Annotated in this window: 9 protein-coding genes and 1 pseudogene; 4 read left to right on the forward strand and 6 right to left on the reverse strand. The window is 72.8% G+C overall.

Translation table 11 applies throughout. The features are described 5' to 3' along the window. Positions 1-30: 30 nt before the first annotated feature. The 4 genes from RIN75_RS18215 to RIN75_RS18230 all read right to left on the reverse strand — a co-directional run bounded on the left by RIN75_RS18215 (position 31) and on the right by RIN75_RS18230 (position 6,641). On the reverse strand, positions 31-3,042 hold the full coding sequence (locus tag RIN75_RS18215) for a glycoside hydrolase family 2 TIM barrel-domain containing protein (protein WP_309113142.1): 3,012 nt from the start codon (positions 3,040-3,042) through the stop codon (positions 31-33). A 146-nt stretch (positions 3,043-3,188) separates the two neighbouring features. After that, the gene (locus RIN75_RS18220) at positions 3,189-4,538 is read right to left on the reverse strand and encodes a caspase family protein (RefSeq protein WP_309113143.1); all 1,350 of its coding nucleotides are present in this window, start codon (positions 4,536-4,538) and stop codon (positions 3,189-3,191) included. A gap of 4 nt (positions 4,539-4,542) precedes the next feature. Beyond that, positions 4,543-4,896 (reverse strand): hypothetical protein, encoded by a 354-nt coding sequence (locus RIN75_RS18225; RefSeq protein ID WP_309113144.1) that lies wholly within the window; start codon positions 4,894-4,896, stop codon positions 4,543-4,545. A gap of 347 nt (positions 4,897-5,243) precedes the next feature. After that, positions 5,244-6,641, reverse strand: a complete 1,398-nt coding sequence (locus RIN75_RS18230) for a condensation domain-containing protein (RefSeq protein ID WP_309113145.1) — start codon at positions 6,639-6,641, stop codon at positions 5,244-5,246. 329 nt (positions 6,642-6,970) lie between these two features. Between RIN75_RS18230 and RIN75_RS18235 the strand changes: the two genes are divergently transcribed. Next, positions 6,971-7,576: a pyridoxamine 5'-phosphate oxidase family protein gene (locus RIN75_RS18235; RefSeq protein ID WP_309113146.1), complete on the forward strand. Its 606-nt coding sequence runs from the start codon at positions 6,971-6,973 to the stop codon at positions 7,574-7,576. A gap of 88 nt (positions 7,577-7,664) precedes the next feature. Beyond that, positions 7,665-8,569: pseudogene (locus tag RIN75_RS18240) on the forward strand (glutaminase). Between the two features lie 3 nt (positions 8,570-8,572). Here RIN75_RS18240 and RIN75_RS18245 read toward each other — a convergent pair. Beyond that, on the reverse strand, positions 8,573-9,076 hold the full coding sequence (locus RIN75_RS18245; protein WP_309113147.1) for a GNAT family N-acetyltransferase: 504 nt from the start codon (positions 9,074-9,076) through the stop codon (positions 8,573-8,575). 46 nt (positions 9,077-9,122) lie between these two features. Then, on the reverse strand, positions 9,123-11,249 hold the full coding sequence (locus tag RIN75_RS18250) for a tetratricopeptide repeat protein (RefSeq protein ID WP_309113148.1): 2,127 nt from the start codon (positions 11,247-11,249) through the stop codon (positions 9,123-9,125). Between the two features lie 83 nt (positions 11,250-11,332). Here RIN75_RS18250 and RIN75_RS18255 point away from each other — a divergent pair, with 83 nt between their 5' ends. Both RIN75_RS18255 and RIN75_RS18260 read left to right on the forward strand, forming a co-directional pair. Continuing rightward, positions 11,333-11,848: a toll/interleukin-1 receptor domain-containing protein gene (locus RIN75_RS18255; protein ID WP_309113149.1), complete on the forward strand. Its 516-nt coding sequence runs from the start codon at positions 11,333-11,335 to the stop codon at positions 11,846-11,848. Further along, positions 11,845-15,561 carry an SEFIR domain-containing protein gene (locus RIN75_RS18260; RefSeq protein WP_309113150.1) on the forward strand — a complete coding sequence of 1,239 codons (3,717 nt, stop codon included), beginning with the start codon at positions 11,845-11,847 and terminating at the stop codon, positions 15,559-15,561. The genes RIN75_RS18255 and RIN75_RS18260 overlap by 4 nt, the downstream gene beginning before the upstream one ends. Positions 15,562-15,813 lie beyond the last annotated feature (252 nt).

Consider the following 15,813-nt stretch of genomic DNA (forward strand, 5'->3'; position numbering starts at 1 on the left):
AACCCTTGTGGGTGACCGAATCCACGCGTGTCAGCGAGGCCCTGGTAGAGCGGTGAGGATGAAGGTGAACTCGGCGGGTCGCACTTCGAGCCGGTGTTCGGGCAGCACGCCCGGGCCCACCGCGCCGGAGCCGATGCCCTGCACGGCGTGGTCGGTGTGCAGGTGGATCCTCGGTTCGGCGGTCAGGTCGGTCTGGTGCCGTGCCGCGGCCAGGTGCTGGTCGCTCCACCGTCGAGCGGCCAGGTTGAACACCGGGTCTCCTTCGATGCGCACTCCCGAGCCCTCCGGGTCGGACACCTCGGCCCAGCGCACGTCCATCCGGTTGCCGTTCTCCTGCGGTCGCACGTACGGGGTCTGCATCTGCTCGACCGTGGCCCGGTACCGGCCGATGCGCACCGCCTGCCGGGAGTCGGGGTAGGCCTCGCCGGGTCCGGCGCCGAGCCACTGGACGTGGGACCACTGCTCGGGCACCGTCCACCGCAGGCCGATGCGGGCCAGGGACGGCGCCTTGTCCCGTCGGACGAGTTCGGCGTACTGCTCGGGCGGCAGGTCGGGGTCGACCATCGCCTCGGCGAACCTGTCCTCGCGCTCCGGCCAGTGGCCGACCGGTTCGGTGCGGACGTGCAGGCGGAGTCGGTTCCCGTCGGTGCCCCAGCGGTAGGTGGTGAGGTAGCCGCAGGTCACCGCGGCGGCGGCGCTGCGCACGACGACGGTCAGGCCGTCGCGGTCCGGGCTGACCGACACCGTCCGGTGGCGCAGCCGGTGCAGGCCGCGGGCCTCCCAGTACCGGGCGTCGCCCTGGGACCACGCGAGGTCGTTGTCGGTCGGTGCGCGCCACAGCGCCAGCCGAGGACCGTGCAGGGGCTGCCCGGCGAGGCTGATCAGCGTTCCGGTGCGCCGGTCGAAGCGGGCGGGGCCGAGAACGATGTGCGCGTCGACGGGTTCCGCGGGCAAGAACGCACTGCTCGGGGGGACGGGAAGGGTGGACGGCAGCGGGATCTGGCCCCAGGCGACCACGTGTCCTTCGGGCGCCCACGCGGTGGGCTCGGCCGCCGCCTCGACGGTCAGCCACTGTTCGCCGTCGCCGGGCACGGCGGTCGACGGGACGGGCAGTTCGGTGCGCTCGCCGGGGCCGAGTCGCGGCGTCGGGAGGACGCCTTCGGCGACCGGGGTGCCGTCCCGGGTGAGCGACCAGGTGAACCGCAGGTGGGACAGGTCGAGGAAGTCGTAGCGGTTGTGCACGACGATGGTGCCGTCGCCGGCCTCGATGCGCACGGGCTCGTTGACCTTCCGGTACTCCAGCAGCCCGGGGGACGGCGTCCGGTCGGGGAACACCAGCCCGTCGCAGATGAAGTTCCCGTCGTGCAGGTCCTCGCCGAAGTCGCCGCCGTAGCCGAAGAACTCGCGTCCTCCGGCGTCGGTGGTGCGCAGGCCCTGGTCCATCCACTCCCACACGAACCCGCCCTGGACCCGTGGATACCGCTCGCACAGCGCCATGTACTCGGCCAGCCCACCGGGGCCGTTGCCCATCGCGTGGGCGAACTCGGTCAGCAGGAACGGCATCCGGTTGCGGGGCTCGTCCGCCGGGTCGCCCTCGCCGTCGGTGGCCGGGTAGAAGTTCTCGCCCGGCCGCAGTTCACCGCGACCGATCCGGGCGACGTTGGCCTGCGTGCGGTACATGACCGCGTGGATGTCGACGTAGCGGGCCATCCGGTCGCCCTCGTAGTGGATCGGCCGGGACGGGTCGCGCTCGCGCACCCACGCGGCCATCGCCGCCAGGTTCTCCCCGTCGCCCGCCTCGTTGCCCAGCGACCAGGAGATGACGCTGGGGTGGTTCTTGTCCCGCTCCACGGTCCGCTCGACGCGGTCGAGGTACGCCGCGCGCCAACGCGGGTCGTCGGAAGGGTTGTCCGACCAGTAGGCGGGGCCGCTGTACTCGAACCCGTGCGTCTCCAGGTCGCATTCGAGCATCACCCACAGACCCAGTTCGTCGCACAGGTCGAGGAACGCCGGGTGCGGCGGGTAGTGCGAGGTGCGGACGGCGTTGATGTTGTGCTGCTTCATCAGCTCCACGTCCCGGCGCATGGTCTCGACCGTGACCGCCCGCCCGCGGTCGGGGTCGAACTCGTGCCGGTTGACGCCCCGCAGCACCACGCGGCGGCCGTTGACCGTGAGCACACCGCACCCGTCGATCGCGACCGTGCGGAACCCGAGCCGCAGTCGCACCCGCTCGCTCGCGGTGGCCAGGACCGCGTCGTAGAGGAAGGGGTCCTCCGCGCTCCACGGCCGCACCGCGTCGAACGCGAACTCGCGGTCGACCGGCGCGTCGGTCAGTCCGAGTCGCGGGATGGTGATCGCCGCGGGAGCGTCCGAGTCAACGTCGACCCGCAACCGACCGCCGCCGGTGGCCGCGTCGTAGTCGGCGTGGACGAACACGTCGCGGATCCCGCCCGCCGGACGCGCCAGCAGGGTGACGTCCCGGAAGATCCCCGACATGCGCCAGGTGTCCTGGTCCTCCAGGTAGGTGCCCGAGGAGTACTGGTGCACGCGGACCGCGAGGACGTTGCGCCCCGGCCGCAGCGCCGACGAGACGTCGAACTCCGTCGGCAGCCGGCTGCCGAAGGTCACGCCCAGCTCGACGCCGTTGAGGAACACCCGCGCACACGAGTCCACGCCCTCGAAGCGCACCACGGCGGGCGTGCCCGCCCAGGACTGCGGAACGTCGAACACCCGCCGGTAGTCACCGGTCTGGTTCTCGTCGGGGACGAACGGCGGGTCGACCGGGATCGGGTAGGCGATGTTCACGTACGCCGGCTCGCCGTAGCCGTGCAGCTGCCAGTGCGACGGGACCGGGAGCCGGTCCCAGCCGGTGTCGTCGAAGTCGGGCCGCTCGAAGCCGTCCGGCTCGTCGAGCAGCGTCGCCGAGAACCGGAACGCCCAGTCGCCGTTGAGGTCCAGGCGCGGGGCGTCCGAGGCCGGCACGGCGCGTGGCGCGGCCTTGCCGTAGCCGGGCGAGAAGACCTCGAAGTAGCGTGCCGGCATTCCGTACCCCCGCGGCTCGGCCGGTGCCCGAGGGCGAGCCACCTCGCCGCCCCAGGTGTCGAAGCGCTTCGACGATCGGTCAGGCTAGTGAGGGCTGCGACGAGGTGGCAAGGCCTTGTCGGCTCGACCGGGGTGCCGCGCTGCGGTCAGCGGCGGCGCAGTCCTCGGGGCAGGCAGGCGAGCGCGGCGGCGGTCATGGTCCACCCGGCCACGCTCAACGCGCTCGCGATCCACATGCTCGGCCGGTCGAAGCTCCATCGGCCGTCCTGGCCCAGGTCGACCACGGGCAGCAACAGGTCGACGCTGACCAGCAGCGGACTCCACACCGAATTGTCGTCGGCGTTGACCTCCATGGCGCGGTGGTAGGAGAACCAGACCGTCCCGGCCACCGTCAGGAGAACCACCCACACCAGCAGGCGCGAGGGGCGGTAGCCGTAGCCGACGGTGACGCGCTGGATCAGGCTCCACATCCGCACACCGACCGCCGACCAGCGTCGTCGGTCGGCGCGGGCCGCGTAGCGCCGGCGCTCCTTCTCCATCAGCACCTGCTCCGCGTCCGCCTCGTACCCCTCGTCGGCGTACGCGGCGGCCAGGCGGTCGTAGTGGCGCGGCACGAACTGGGGGCTGCGCTCGTGCAGGTCGCGCAGGCTCTTCTCGGCGGGCACGTAGTCCGTCGGCGGGACGATGGCGTCGGCGGGCACGGGTTCGGTCGTGCCGGGCAGGGTCAGCGCGGGCGCGGAGCCGTGCACGAACGCGGCGTTGCGCACCAGCGCCACCTGGCCCGCCATGTCCTTGGTCTGCTGGTGCGGTTTGGGCAGCCCCGCCGCGACCAGCGCCTGCGACAGCCTGGGGAACAGGTAGCTGCCGGTGAGCAGCTCGGGGCCGCCGTTGACGCCGTGGCGCAGGAGCTGGACCAGCACGTCGGTGAACGCGGTGAACTCCCGCCCGTCCACGGCCCGGGCCGCCTGGCTGGGACCGGACGCGGTGAGCACGTAGGTGCCCTCGACGTCCACCTGGTTGAGCACCGCCGACACCCCGCCGCCCAGCCGGCCGAGGCGGACCATCGCCTGGCCGCTGTGGCAGCAGTCCAGGACCAGCACCCGGGTCCGGGCCGGGCTGTCCAGGATTGCCCGCTTGATCCACGCGAACGGCACGGCCGTGCGGTGGACGTGATCGATGTCGGAGCCGCCGACGGTGAAGTACAGCTCCTCGTCGTCGCCGATCAGGCCGTGCCCCGAGTAGTAGACGAGCAGCAGGTCGGAGGCTGCGCGGGCGACGCCCTCCAGCCACTCGTCCGCCTCGGCCGGGGTCCGGGCGTCGAGCAGGGTGGGCACGTGGTCCCGCGGCATCGCGCCGAGGCCCGGGTCGGTGAAGATCTCCCGCAGCGCCCGCAGGTTGTTCGCCACGGCGGGCACGTCCGGCAGTCCGCCGGACCCGGTGTAGGTCGCCGTGCCCATCAGCGCGACGCGGGACGCCGACGGATCGCCCAGCCGCACCGGCCTACTCCTCGTCGAGGAAGTCTTTGACCTGCTGCATCAGCTTGGCCGCGTCCCGGGGGCTGCCGGCCTCCAGCTCCAACTCCCGGCCACGCCGCTTGACGCGCAACCGGACCGCGCGCCGCCGCGTGGTCAGCCACGTCCCCAGCGCGCCCGCGAACGCCGCCCCGACCTCGGGGTTGACCACCACCCGGATGGCCTCGTCGACGAGGCCGAGGCTCTCGGGGTCGGGTTCGCCGCGGTCGAGGACCGGCGTGACGCCGCGCAGGTCGTCGTCGCGCAGCGCGGTCAGCAGCGACCGGGTCTCCACGACGTGGTCGTCACCGCCGACCACCAGGTGAACTTCGTTGTCCGACAACGCAACCCCTCCCCCGGATCACGGTCGACGATAGCGCACCGGTCACAGGTGATCACGGGAACCACGCCGGACGGGAGCCTGGCTGGGATCTTGTCGTGACCGGGGGTTCGCGTGCCGCGCGGGTGCGGACGGCGCTGCCGATCGCCACCGACTCCTACCGCGACCCGACCTTTTCCGAGCCCGCACCGTGCACCTGTGGAGGCGTGACCCGGCCGGCACGTGTGGGAGGCTCGTCGACGCTTGGCGCGGGCGGGGGATCGGGGCGGGGCTGACAGCGTCCACGGGCACGGCGACGGTCGTGGCCCGCCTCAACGGCGGCACGTGGCCGGAGGCGGGGGTCGCACCGGCTAGCGCGTGACCAACTCCTGTCGTGCGACCGACACGATCATGTCGCGCAACCGGTCCACGTAAAGCCGGATGTTCTTGTAGGCCACGTCGTTGTCCGGATAACGGCAAGCGAACTGGAGTCCCTCGTGCAGCCGGGTGACCCACACGCAAACCTGGTCGCCGTAGGACACGCGGATCAGGCCGTACGCCTTCATGTCCCGCCAACGCTCCGAGCCCGGAGTCATGCGTGCGTCCACAAAGGACACGATTGAGTACAGGTCCGGTGAGGTCGGGCGGAAGTCGTCGCCCAGCAAGCGCAACACACGCGCGACGGGGACACGGGAAGCGGGACGGCTGGCCCGTAGTTCGGCTTGGGCGGCGCACATCAGGTCGTCGAAGTCGGCCGCGCCGATGGGGAGTTCCACGGGCACACCGCCGACGTACCAGCCGACCGAGTCCGACCACCGCGACTTGGCCCTGGTGTGGAACGGCACGACCGTGCGGTACACGTCGTCGCCGGTCATCTCGCGCATGATGAGCGCGGTGGCGGCGAGGAGGCCGACGAGGGTGCCGCCGTGCGGTCGGCAGTGCCGCTCGAACGCCGCCGCGTCGGTGTCGCCCACCAGCATCTCGTGCAGCGACTTCTGCGTCGGCAGCGGGCCGCCGGGCTCCAGGCCCAGGTCGAAGGGGAAGTTCGGCATCCGGCCGTCGCACCGGGCGACGAACCGCCGCCAGCGGTCGACGACCGGGTGGTCGGCCTCGACCTCGTCGGCGTCGGCGCGTTCGGTGGCGCAGAAGTCGACGTAGCTGGCGATCGGCGACCGGTCGAGGGTGCGGCCTTCGAGGCCCGCCGCGTACAACTCGTGGAGTTCGGCGGGGACCCGGTACATGGAGTAGGCGTCGACGTTGCTGTGGTCGAACGCCAGGTAGACGCTCGTGCTCTCCTCGCGCACCACTGCCGCGTAGATGAAGTTCGGCCAGGTGAGGGTGTCGGCGGCGACGTCGAAGCGGTCTTGCAGGTGCTGGGCGAGCACGTCCGGGTCGGTGAACTCGCCGACGTCCTCGCGGTGCAGCGCGACGTCCTCGGCGGCGAGCGTGAACCGCCGCATTTCCTCGTTCTCCCAATGGAAACCGCTGCGCAGCGTCTCGTGCCGCAACGTCCACACGCGCAAGGCCTCCTGCAGCACGTCGAGGTCGACGACGCCCGGCAGGTCGAACGCGACGCCCAGCCACGTGGGCACGAAAAGGCCGTCGTCACGCAGGGTCCTGGCCGTCCGCACGTGCGACTCCTGGAGGTACGCCGGCGGTCGCGCGTCCTCTTGCGCACCGGTCGCGGTGCCGGCGACCACGGGACGCAACACCCACTCGACGAGCCGCCCGGGCCGGATCTCACAACGCTGGATATCGGTGATCCGCATGACCTTCTCCGTCTGCTTGCCCGGTGCGGCACGAGGCGGCGCGCAGGGGTACCTGAAACTCTTGCGAAGGGTGGTGGTCCCGCGATCGGAAGATGCCGAAAGCGACCTGGCGTGCGTGCACGATCACCCGACCGAGCACCTTAACGATCGCGTGATCGCCAAACCATCTCCGACGACCTTCGCCACGCGATCGTGTGAATTCGGGCCGGGATGTGACCGTGGTCATAGATCGGGACAGGTCGGAATGCCGGCAGACGATCTAACGGTTGCCCGAGTCAGCAAGCGTTAGAACTGACGGGAACCCGACACGTCCACCCGGAGAGATCGCGATGACCAGCCGCTTCGCCCAAGTCATGTTCACCCCGGACGTCCAGCTCCACCAGGAACGGCACGGCAGCCGGGGCGCCTACGCCAGGACGGCCGACGCCGCCGCGCCGGTCCCCGACCGCATCGGCCCGGGCGAAGCGGCGTTCATCGCCGCACGCGACAGCTTCTACCTCGCCACCGTCGGCGCGACCGGCTGGCCCTACATCCAGCACCGCGGCGGCCCGCCCGGGTTCCTGCGCGTGCTGGACGAGCACACGCTCGGGTTCGCCGACTTCCGCGGCAACCGCCAGTACATCACCCGCGGCAACCTCGACCACGACGACCGGGTGGCGTTGTTCCTGATGGACTACGCCAACCGCACCCGGCTCAAGCTCATCGGCCGCGCGCGGGCCGACGAGTCGCCCGAGGTGGTCGAGCGGCTCTCAATCCCGGGCCACCACGCCAAGGTCGAGCGCGCGCTGCTCATCGACGTGGAGGCCTACGACTGGAACTGCCGCCAGCACATCCCCCAGTTGTTCCCGCGCGACGCCGTCGAGCAGGCCATCGGGGCGCTGCGGGACCGGATCGCCGAGTTGGAACAGGAGAACGCCCGCCTCCGGGGGCAGTGACCCGCCGACTACGGTCAGGCCGACAGGGTCGAATCACGGAGGAGCCGTCGTGACGGTCGAGGACCTGCCGACCACCGAGGCGCGGCGGCTGCTGCCGGTGCTGCGGAGGATCGCCGACGAAGTCGCGCCCGGCGCGGGCGGTGCGGGCGGGTCGCGGACCACATCCCCGCGCTGTCCGAGGTCGACCCGGCGGCGTTCGGGTTCGCGGTGGCGGGTGCGGACGGCGAGGTGCTCGGGGTCGAGGACTGGTTGACGCCGTTCTCGATCCAGAGCGTGTCCAAGGTGTTCTCGCTGGCGCTCGCGCTGGCCGGCGGCGACTCGTTGTGGGCGCGGGTCGGGCGTGAGCCGTCCGGGAACCCGTTCAACTCGCTGGTGCAGTTGGAGAACGAGGACGGCATCCCGCGCAACCCGTTCATCAACGCGGGCGCGCTGGTGGTGACCGACCGGCTGCTGACCCTGACCGGTGACGCCCGGGGCGCGGTGCTGGAGCTGCTGCGCGCCGAAAGTGGCAACCCGAGCATCGACTTCGACCCGGACGTGGCCCGCTCGGAAGCCGCCCGGGGCGACCGCAACGCCGCGCCGGCCCACTTCATGGCCGGTTACGGCAACCTGGAGAACCCGGTCGGGCAGGTGCTGGAGCACTACTTCTGGCAGTGCTCGATCGCGATGAGCTGCCGCGACCTGGCCGCCGCCGGGCTGTTCCCGGCCCGGCACGGCCTGCGCGGCGACGGTTCCCGCCTGCTGGACCGCGGCACCGCGAAGCGGATCAACTCGATCATGCTCACGTGCGGCGCGTACGACGCGGCGGGCGAGTTCGCCTTCCGGGTGGGCCTGCCGGGCAAGAGCGGTGTGGGCGGCGGGATCCTGGCGGTGGTGCCGGGCCGGTGCACGCTGTGCGTGTGGAGCCCGGCGCTGGACCGGCACGGCAACTCCGTCGCGGGCGTGGACGCGCTGGACCGGTTCACCACCCGCACCGGCCTGTCGGTGTTCTGAGGCTCACAGGGTCCGCCGCCACCGGATCTCACCGTCGTGCACCTCGCCGGTGGGTGCGAGACCGGCGGCAGCGGCGACGGCGGCGGACGCCCGGTGCTCGGGGTGGACGTGGGCGACCACGGCCCGCACCCCTTGCCGCCCAAGCCACCCGACGAGCGCCCGCGCCGCCTCGGTGGCCATCCCCCGGCCCTGCCACGGAGTTCCCACCACCCAGGCGATCTCCGCGACCGCGGGACCGACCGTGGCCTGGACCGTCCCCACCAGACACCCTTCGCGGAGCTGGATGACCCAGTTCAGCCAGGACACGGCCGGGTCGGGCGAGCCCGCGACCATGCGCTCGTAACGCGACCGCAGGGCTTCCGGGCCGTCCGGGGAGCCGCCGGTGAAGGCGTGCAGAGCGGGATCGGCCAACACCACCGCCATCTCCTCGGCGTGCTCCACACGCAACGGCAGCAACTCCAGGCGCGCGGTGCCGATGACTTCGGCCCGGAGGTCGTTGTCCGACATGGCCGCCAACAGTACTTCCCGGACCGCAACACGCACCGCGGCAGGATCAAGCCCGGTCGCGCGATCCCTCTCGACCGGGATCGACCGACGACTCGAACACCTCGGCGAGCAGGTCGGTGAACTCCACCGCCGTCGGGGCGCCGGCGGCTTCGAGCAGGGCGATCACCCTGTCGAGAGCGGCGGGGGCGGAGCCGCCCGACAGCGCCTTGAGCTTGCGGCACGACCGGGCGGCGTGGTGGCGGTTGCCGACGGTGAAGTGCGCCTCGGCCGCCTCCCGCAGCAGGACCGCCGCCGCCTCGACCCCTCCGGCGGCCAGTGCCAGTTCGGCCCGGCAGTCCGCGACGTGGGCCAGCCCGTAGGAGTTGCCGGACCGCAGGTACAGCTCGTGCGCGAGCCCGTGGTACCGGCCGGCGTCTTCGAGCCTGCCCAACGCCAGGCTCGCGCGGCCCAAGAGGCTGTACGTGCTCGCGGTGCCCGCATCGTCGTCCAGTGCCGAGTACAGGCGCAGGGCGTGCAGACCGGTTTCGGCGGCCGCCTCGAACGCCCCGGACCGCAGTTGCACGCCACCGAGGCCGTTGACCGCGTTCGCCCGACCGGTGGGGTCGTCGATCCGGTCGAGGATGTCGAGCGCGGCTCGGAACTGCTCCGTCGAACGCTCGTAGTCGCCGCTCTCGCAGTACGCACGAGCGAGGGACTGCCGGAGCCGCACCTCGACCTGCCGGTCGCCCTCCCGCCCCACCGCGTCGACCGCGTCCACGTGGGTGGTGATCCAGTCCTGCCAGCGGGCGGCCGTGTAGGCGAAGTTCGACATGACCCACGCCAGTTGCCACGTGTACGGGTGCAGGCGCCCCTCGACCGCCGTCGCGATCGCCGCCAGCACGTTGTCGTACTCCTCCGCGAACCAGCCCAGGGCCGCCGCGCGGTCGGTGAACGCGGGCAGCAACTCGGGACGGGCGCACGGCTCCAGCGGGATCGCGCGGCGGTGCGCGTTGATCAGCCGGTCGGCCGATGCGGCGGCGTGCAACTGGTGGTTGAGCCACGACCGCACCGAGCGGCCGCGGTGCGGGGCGCCGTCGATCGAGCGGGATTTCTCCGCCCCGTACACGTGCGTCAGGCCGTGCAGCGCGTGCCGCCCGGGACCGACCCGGTCCAGCAGGTGACGGCGGACGAGTTCGTCGAGCACCCGCCGTGCGCCGGGCAGATCGTGCCCGGTGATGGCCGCGCCGGCGCGGGCGTCGATCCCGGTGCCCGTGTGCAGGGCCAAGTCTCGGAACGCGGCGGCCAGGGGCGGTGCCAGGTGCTGGTAGGACATCTCGAAGACCGCTCGGAAGTCCACCGCGTCGGCGAGCCGGAGCGCGTCCAGCGCGCCGTGCCGGTCGGCGAGTTCGTCGACGATCTCCTGGAGCGGCTGGGTCGGGTCGGCCGCCGCACGGGCGGCGACCACGCTCAGCGCCAGCGGGTGCCCGGCGCACGCGGCGACCGCGCCCGCCACCGCGGGGCGCTCGCCGTCCACCCTGCGCCGCCCGAGGTGCCTGGTCAGCAGGTCCGTGGCCTCCTGCGCGGTGAACGGGGCGAGCGTGAGGCGCCGCACGCCGTGGTGCAGCACCAGCCCGTCGAGCCGGTGCCTCGCCGTCACGACGGTGAAGCACTGCGGCGACCCCGGCAGCAGCGGGCGGACCTGCTCGCTGTCGCGGACGTTGTCCAGGACCAGCACGAGTTTCCGATCGTCCACGACGCTGCGCAGGTAGGCGCCGCGGCCGTCCGGGTCGGGTGGGATCGACCGCGCCGGCACGTGCAGCGCGTCCAGCACCATCCGGACGGCCGCGTCCGGCTCGACGGCCGGTCTGCGCGGGTCGAACCCCCGCAGGTCCACGTACACCTGCCCGTCGGGGAACAGGTCCCGCACCGACCCGCACCACCGCACCGCGAACGTCGTCTTGCCCACTCCCGGCGCGCCGTCGACGACGCAGATCCGGCTGCCGCCGGTGGCGCCCGCGAACCGGGTCAGCCGGTCGAGGTCATCGCCGCGCCCGACGAAGTGGGCCGTCGTGGGCGGCAGGTTGTGCGGCGCGGGCAGCCGGGGCTCCTCGAAGACATGCACTCCCCCGTTAACCACGCCGGCCTGCACCAGCCCCGTGACCGTCCCGCCGCTGATCGAGTTGTTCGTGTCCACGCCGCTCCCCTCGCCGGGCCCGCACCGGGTGATCACATCGGCTACGCTCGCTGCTACACGGCGTCGTGAACGCGGAGGAGACGTTGTCCCCCACGGCTTTCATCTCCTATGTACACGGGTCCGCCCGGCACAAGCAGCTCGTCCTCGACTTCGCCCGCCTGCTCCAGGAGAACGGCGTGACGACCACCCTCGACCGGTGGACCACCGTCCGGAGGAAGGACTGGTACACCTGGATCGTCGCGGAGATGACCCGGGCTGACTTCATCCTGCCGATCGCCTCCAAGTCGTACCAAGCGGTTCTCGACGGCTCGGCGCCCGGCGACAAGCACCGCGGCGCCCAGGCAGAGGCCCTCGTACTGCGTGAACTGCTCTACGCCGACCGACCGCGGTGGCTGTCGAAGATCCTGCCCGTGGTGCTGCCGGGCCGCTCCGTGTCGGAGATCCCCTTGGTGCTCCAGCCCCACACGGCCGACCACTACCGCGTGAAGGAGCTGACCGCGGCGGGCGCGGACGAGTTGCTGCGGGCGCTCAGCGGGCAACCCAAGCACCTCCCACCGCCGCTCGGCACGCTGCCCGTGCTGCCGCCGCTGACGTCGTGACGGTCGGCGGCGCGAGCGGACCGGCCGCACCCCGGGTGCTGATCTCCTACGCCAAGGACCACGAGCACCACATCGGCCGCGTGGTCGAGTTCGCAGGACTGCTGCGGCGGCAGGCGGGGATCGATGTGGTGCTCGACCTCTGGGACCGCACCGAGCACCGGGACTGGTCCGAGTGGTTCGCCGCGGAGCTCGACGCCGCCTCGTACGTCCTAGTCGTCGGCTCGCCCGAGTACCGCCGGCTGTCCGACCACCCGGTCGCGTCGGACACTGTCACCGCGCTCCAGGTCTCGATGCTCAAGCAGCGGCTGTACGGCGACCGGGACCGGTGGCTGCGCCGGGTCTTGCCGGTGGTGCTCCCCGGCGGCGGGCCCGACGAGCTGCCGGACTTCCTCTCGCCCGCCACCGTGCGCCCCTACGCGGTGCCGTGGATCAGCCTCGCCGGGGTCGAGGAGTTGTGCCGGGTCCTCACCGGTCAACCTGCGCACCTCAAGCCCGCACTGGGCGAGACGGTCGCCGGCCCGCCACGTGTGGTGGCGCAGGACCGGGCATCGCTGGAGCCGGCGACCCTGTCCCCCGTCGTGCGGGCGGACCTGCTGGACAAGGCCTTGGCGCGGCGCGCCCGGAGGACCGGAAAGGACCGGGAGGTGCTCGTCCTGACCGGCGAGGGCGGCGTGGGCAAGAGCGTGCTGCTCGGGCAGCACCTCGACCGCGTCGAGGCCGCGGGTGGCGCCGCGCTGCTGGTGTCGGCCGCGAGCGTGCCGCCCGCGCTCGCGTTGGACGAGCCGTCGACCGTCGACCGGGCGCTGGGCGTCGCCGCGCACGACGAGTGGGGTGCGACCGGGCTGCTCGCGCTGATGCGGCGGCTGCGCGAGGCGCACGGCGCGGTGACCCTGCTCGTCGACACCCTGGATCTGCTGCTCGACGCTCGGAGCACGGCGCCGCTGGCCTCCGTCCTGGTCCGCGCGCTCGACGTGGGCGACGTTGTGGCGACGTGCCGCACGGAGGAGTTCGGCAGGCACCTCGGAGAAGCCAGGACCACCGCGCCGCGGCTCGCCGGCCGGCTGGCCGACTTCCCGGTGCCCACGCTGACCAGGCCGGAGATCCTGGCGTGGGCGGGCGACCACGTCGCCGGTCTGGGCGGCTCGACCGCGGAGCAGGCGGCGTTCCTGGAGTCGCTGGCGGGCGGCCTGCGGTCCAGCGGCTCGTTGTGGCAGGTGTGCGCGCTGCCCGTGCGGCTCGCGCTCACCTGCCAGGTGTTCGGCCGGGAACGCCACGTGCCCGAGGACCTCACCGTCACCGGCCTGTACCGCGCCTACTGGGACCTGCGGATCAGCCGCGACCCGGCCGGTGCCGGAGACCTGAAGGAACGGGCGGCTCTCGACGTCGCCGCGCAGGTGGTGGGTCCGTCCGGCGAGATCGCGCTGCGGGTGCCGAAGGGACAGCTCGACGACGTGGACGACACGGGCTTGCGGATGCTGGCCAGCGAAGGCGTGCTGCGGGAACGGGACACGTCGTGGGAGTTCTTCCACCAGACCTTCGCCGAGTACGGGCACGCCCGCTGGTTGCTCACCAGGGGCACCGGGTCACCGGAGGTCGACCGCTTCACCGCGCGCGTCACCGGCGGGCAGACGACGCTGTGGCCGATCGCCACCTCCCTGCTCCTCCAGGCCGAAGACGACGAGTACGGGGAATTGGCCCGGTCGGTGCCCGCGGACACGTTGGACGGCACCAAGTGCCACACCCTCGGCGCCCTGCAACGCACGACGCCCGACGCACTGTCCGACCTGCTGTCGGGCATGTCCGACCAGCCGGACCGGCTGCGCGTCGCCGTGCCCGCGCTCGGTGACGCCCCGGTCCGCCACCTCGGGCCGGCCGCCGCGGCGGTGGGGCGCGCCCTCGTGCGACACCCCGACGCGCTCGCGGGCGTCGGGGTCGCGGCGCTGGTGTCGCTGCTGGCCCGCGCCGACTCCGCCGAACTGCTCGCCACCGCGTTGGACGACCTGGTCGAGGCCCGTCCGAAGCTCGACCAGGACGCATGGGATCACTACGTCGAACGCCTGCTGGAAACCCACACCGAGGCGTCCGCCCGGGTGCGCGCGGTCGCGCTGGAGCGCTACCCGTCACTAGGGCAGCTCGGGCGCAGGACGGTGCTGCGGATGCACCTGGCACGCGCGCGGCACATGCGCGACGCGGAGGTCGTTCGGCTCGCCCACGTCGCACTGGTCCGCGAGTGCCCGCCGTTGAAGGACGCCGAGGCCGAGGCGGTGGTGCGGCTGCTGTGGTCCTCACCCGGTGTGCGCGCCGAGCGCGGCTGGCGCGACTGGGCGGACGTGGTGGCGGACGGCTTGCCGGCGGGCTGGAACAACGGCCAGGTCAAGTACGTCATCGCCCGCGCGGTCGAGGACCCCGCGGTCGCCGCCGAAGTGGTCGACGACCTCGTCCTCGACCGCGCGCGGGCGCAGGAGGCGCACGTCAACATCTTCCACCAGCTCGCTCAACGGCTCCCGCTGCCGACCGCGGCGCGGCTGCTGCACCACCCGGTGCCGACGAACCGCCCGGCGTTGAACGCGATCGCCAAGTGCACCGGGGTCTTCGCCGGCGCGCTCGACCGGGACACCCGCGCCCGGCTCGCGGCGTGGCTGCGACCCGCCCGCCGGTCCGAACCCCGCGCGATGTGGCGGACGGCGGTGTCACTGGCCACCGACGACGTGGACCTGCACCGCGTGCTGCTGGCGGAGGCCGCGGTCGCGGAACTGCCGCCGGCGGTGTGGGAGAAGCTGGTGCTCTCCTGGTACATCAACACCCCCAGGCCCGCGCTGGACGACCTGCTGCCCGAACTGCGCGAGCTGACCCGGAACGCGACCGGTGACATGGTGCCGGTGCGCGCCCGCCTGGAAGCCCGGGTGGTGGACACCGACGACGACGCCCGCCACTGGGTGCGCGGTTGCGTGCTCGACGGGCCCAGCTCCGCGGCCGCCGGCACCGCGGTCAAGACGATCGCCGATACCCTGGACGAGCTGACACCCGCGTTGGCCGGCTGGGCGATCCCGTTGCTGGCCACGAGACACGTCGACGCCGCCGAGAGGCTGGCGAAACTGCTGCGGCCACACGGTCGGGTCCTCGCCGGGATCGCGGACGAGCTGCTGCCCGTCGCGCTCGACCGCATGGCGACCGCGGCCCGCGTGCCCGGCAGCACCAACCTGTCGAGGGCCCTGGTGGCCCTCGTGGCCGCCGTCGACCGGCACCGCCCGCTCCAGCCGGCCGAGGTGCGTCGCGTCCACTCGATCACCTGCTCGCGCCTGCCGTTGAGCGGAACGGCCGTCGACCGCGACACCGGGCACTCGGCCGCGTTCCGCGACCTGACCATGTTCACCGGCGCGGTGACCGCGCGCCGGCTGCCCGCCGACGAGGTCCGCGACCTGGTCGAGGTGGTCCTGCGTGCGCTGGACCCGCGCAGCCTCGGCAAGAAGATCGACCATGCCGTGATCGAGTTGCTGCGCGGCTTCACCGCTCGCGACCGGCTCGCGGTCGACTGGCTCGACGGCCTGTTCGACGAACCGGACCTCGCGGTCGCGGTGAAGCTCGCCATCGCCGAGACGTTCCTGGCCCTCGACGGTGGCGCGGCGGCCGGCGGCCGGGCCGCGCGCCTCAAGGACCGGCCGGGCTGCCCGCCCGAGGTGGTGGCCCTGCTGCTGAGGGGACTGCGCACGTGACGGCCGCTCACGACCGGCCCGGTTCCGCTCCCGGCGCTAGACGGCGGCGCTAGGGTCGGCCACCATGTCGCCCCCGCCGCCCGAACTCGCACCGCCGGTCGACCCGGCGACGTGGCGGCAGGACGCGTTGTTCCGCACGACCCCGGTCGGCTCCGAGCTGAGCCGCGTGCTGGTCGACGCCGCCGAGCGCCTCGCCGGCGCCGTCACCAGCGTGTGGCGCGGCGAGGTCGAGCGCCTGGGCCTGAACGCCCC

The organism is Saccharothrix sp., from assembly GCF_031180885.1.
GTDB lineage: Bacteria > Actinomycetota > Actinomycetes > Mycobacteriales > Pseudonocardiaceae > Actinosynnema.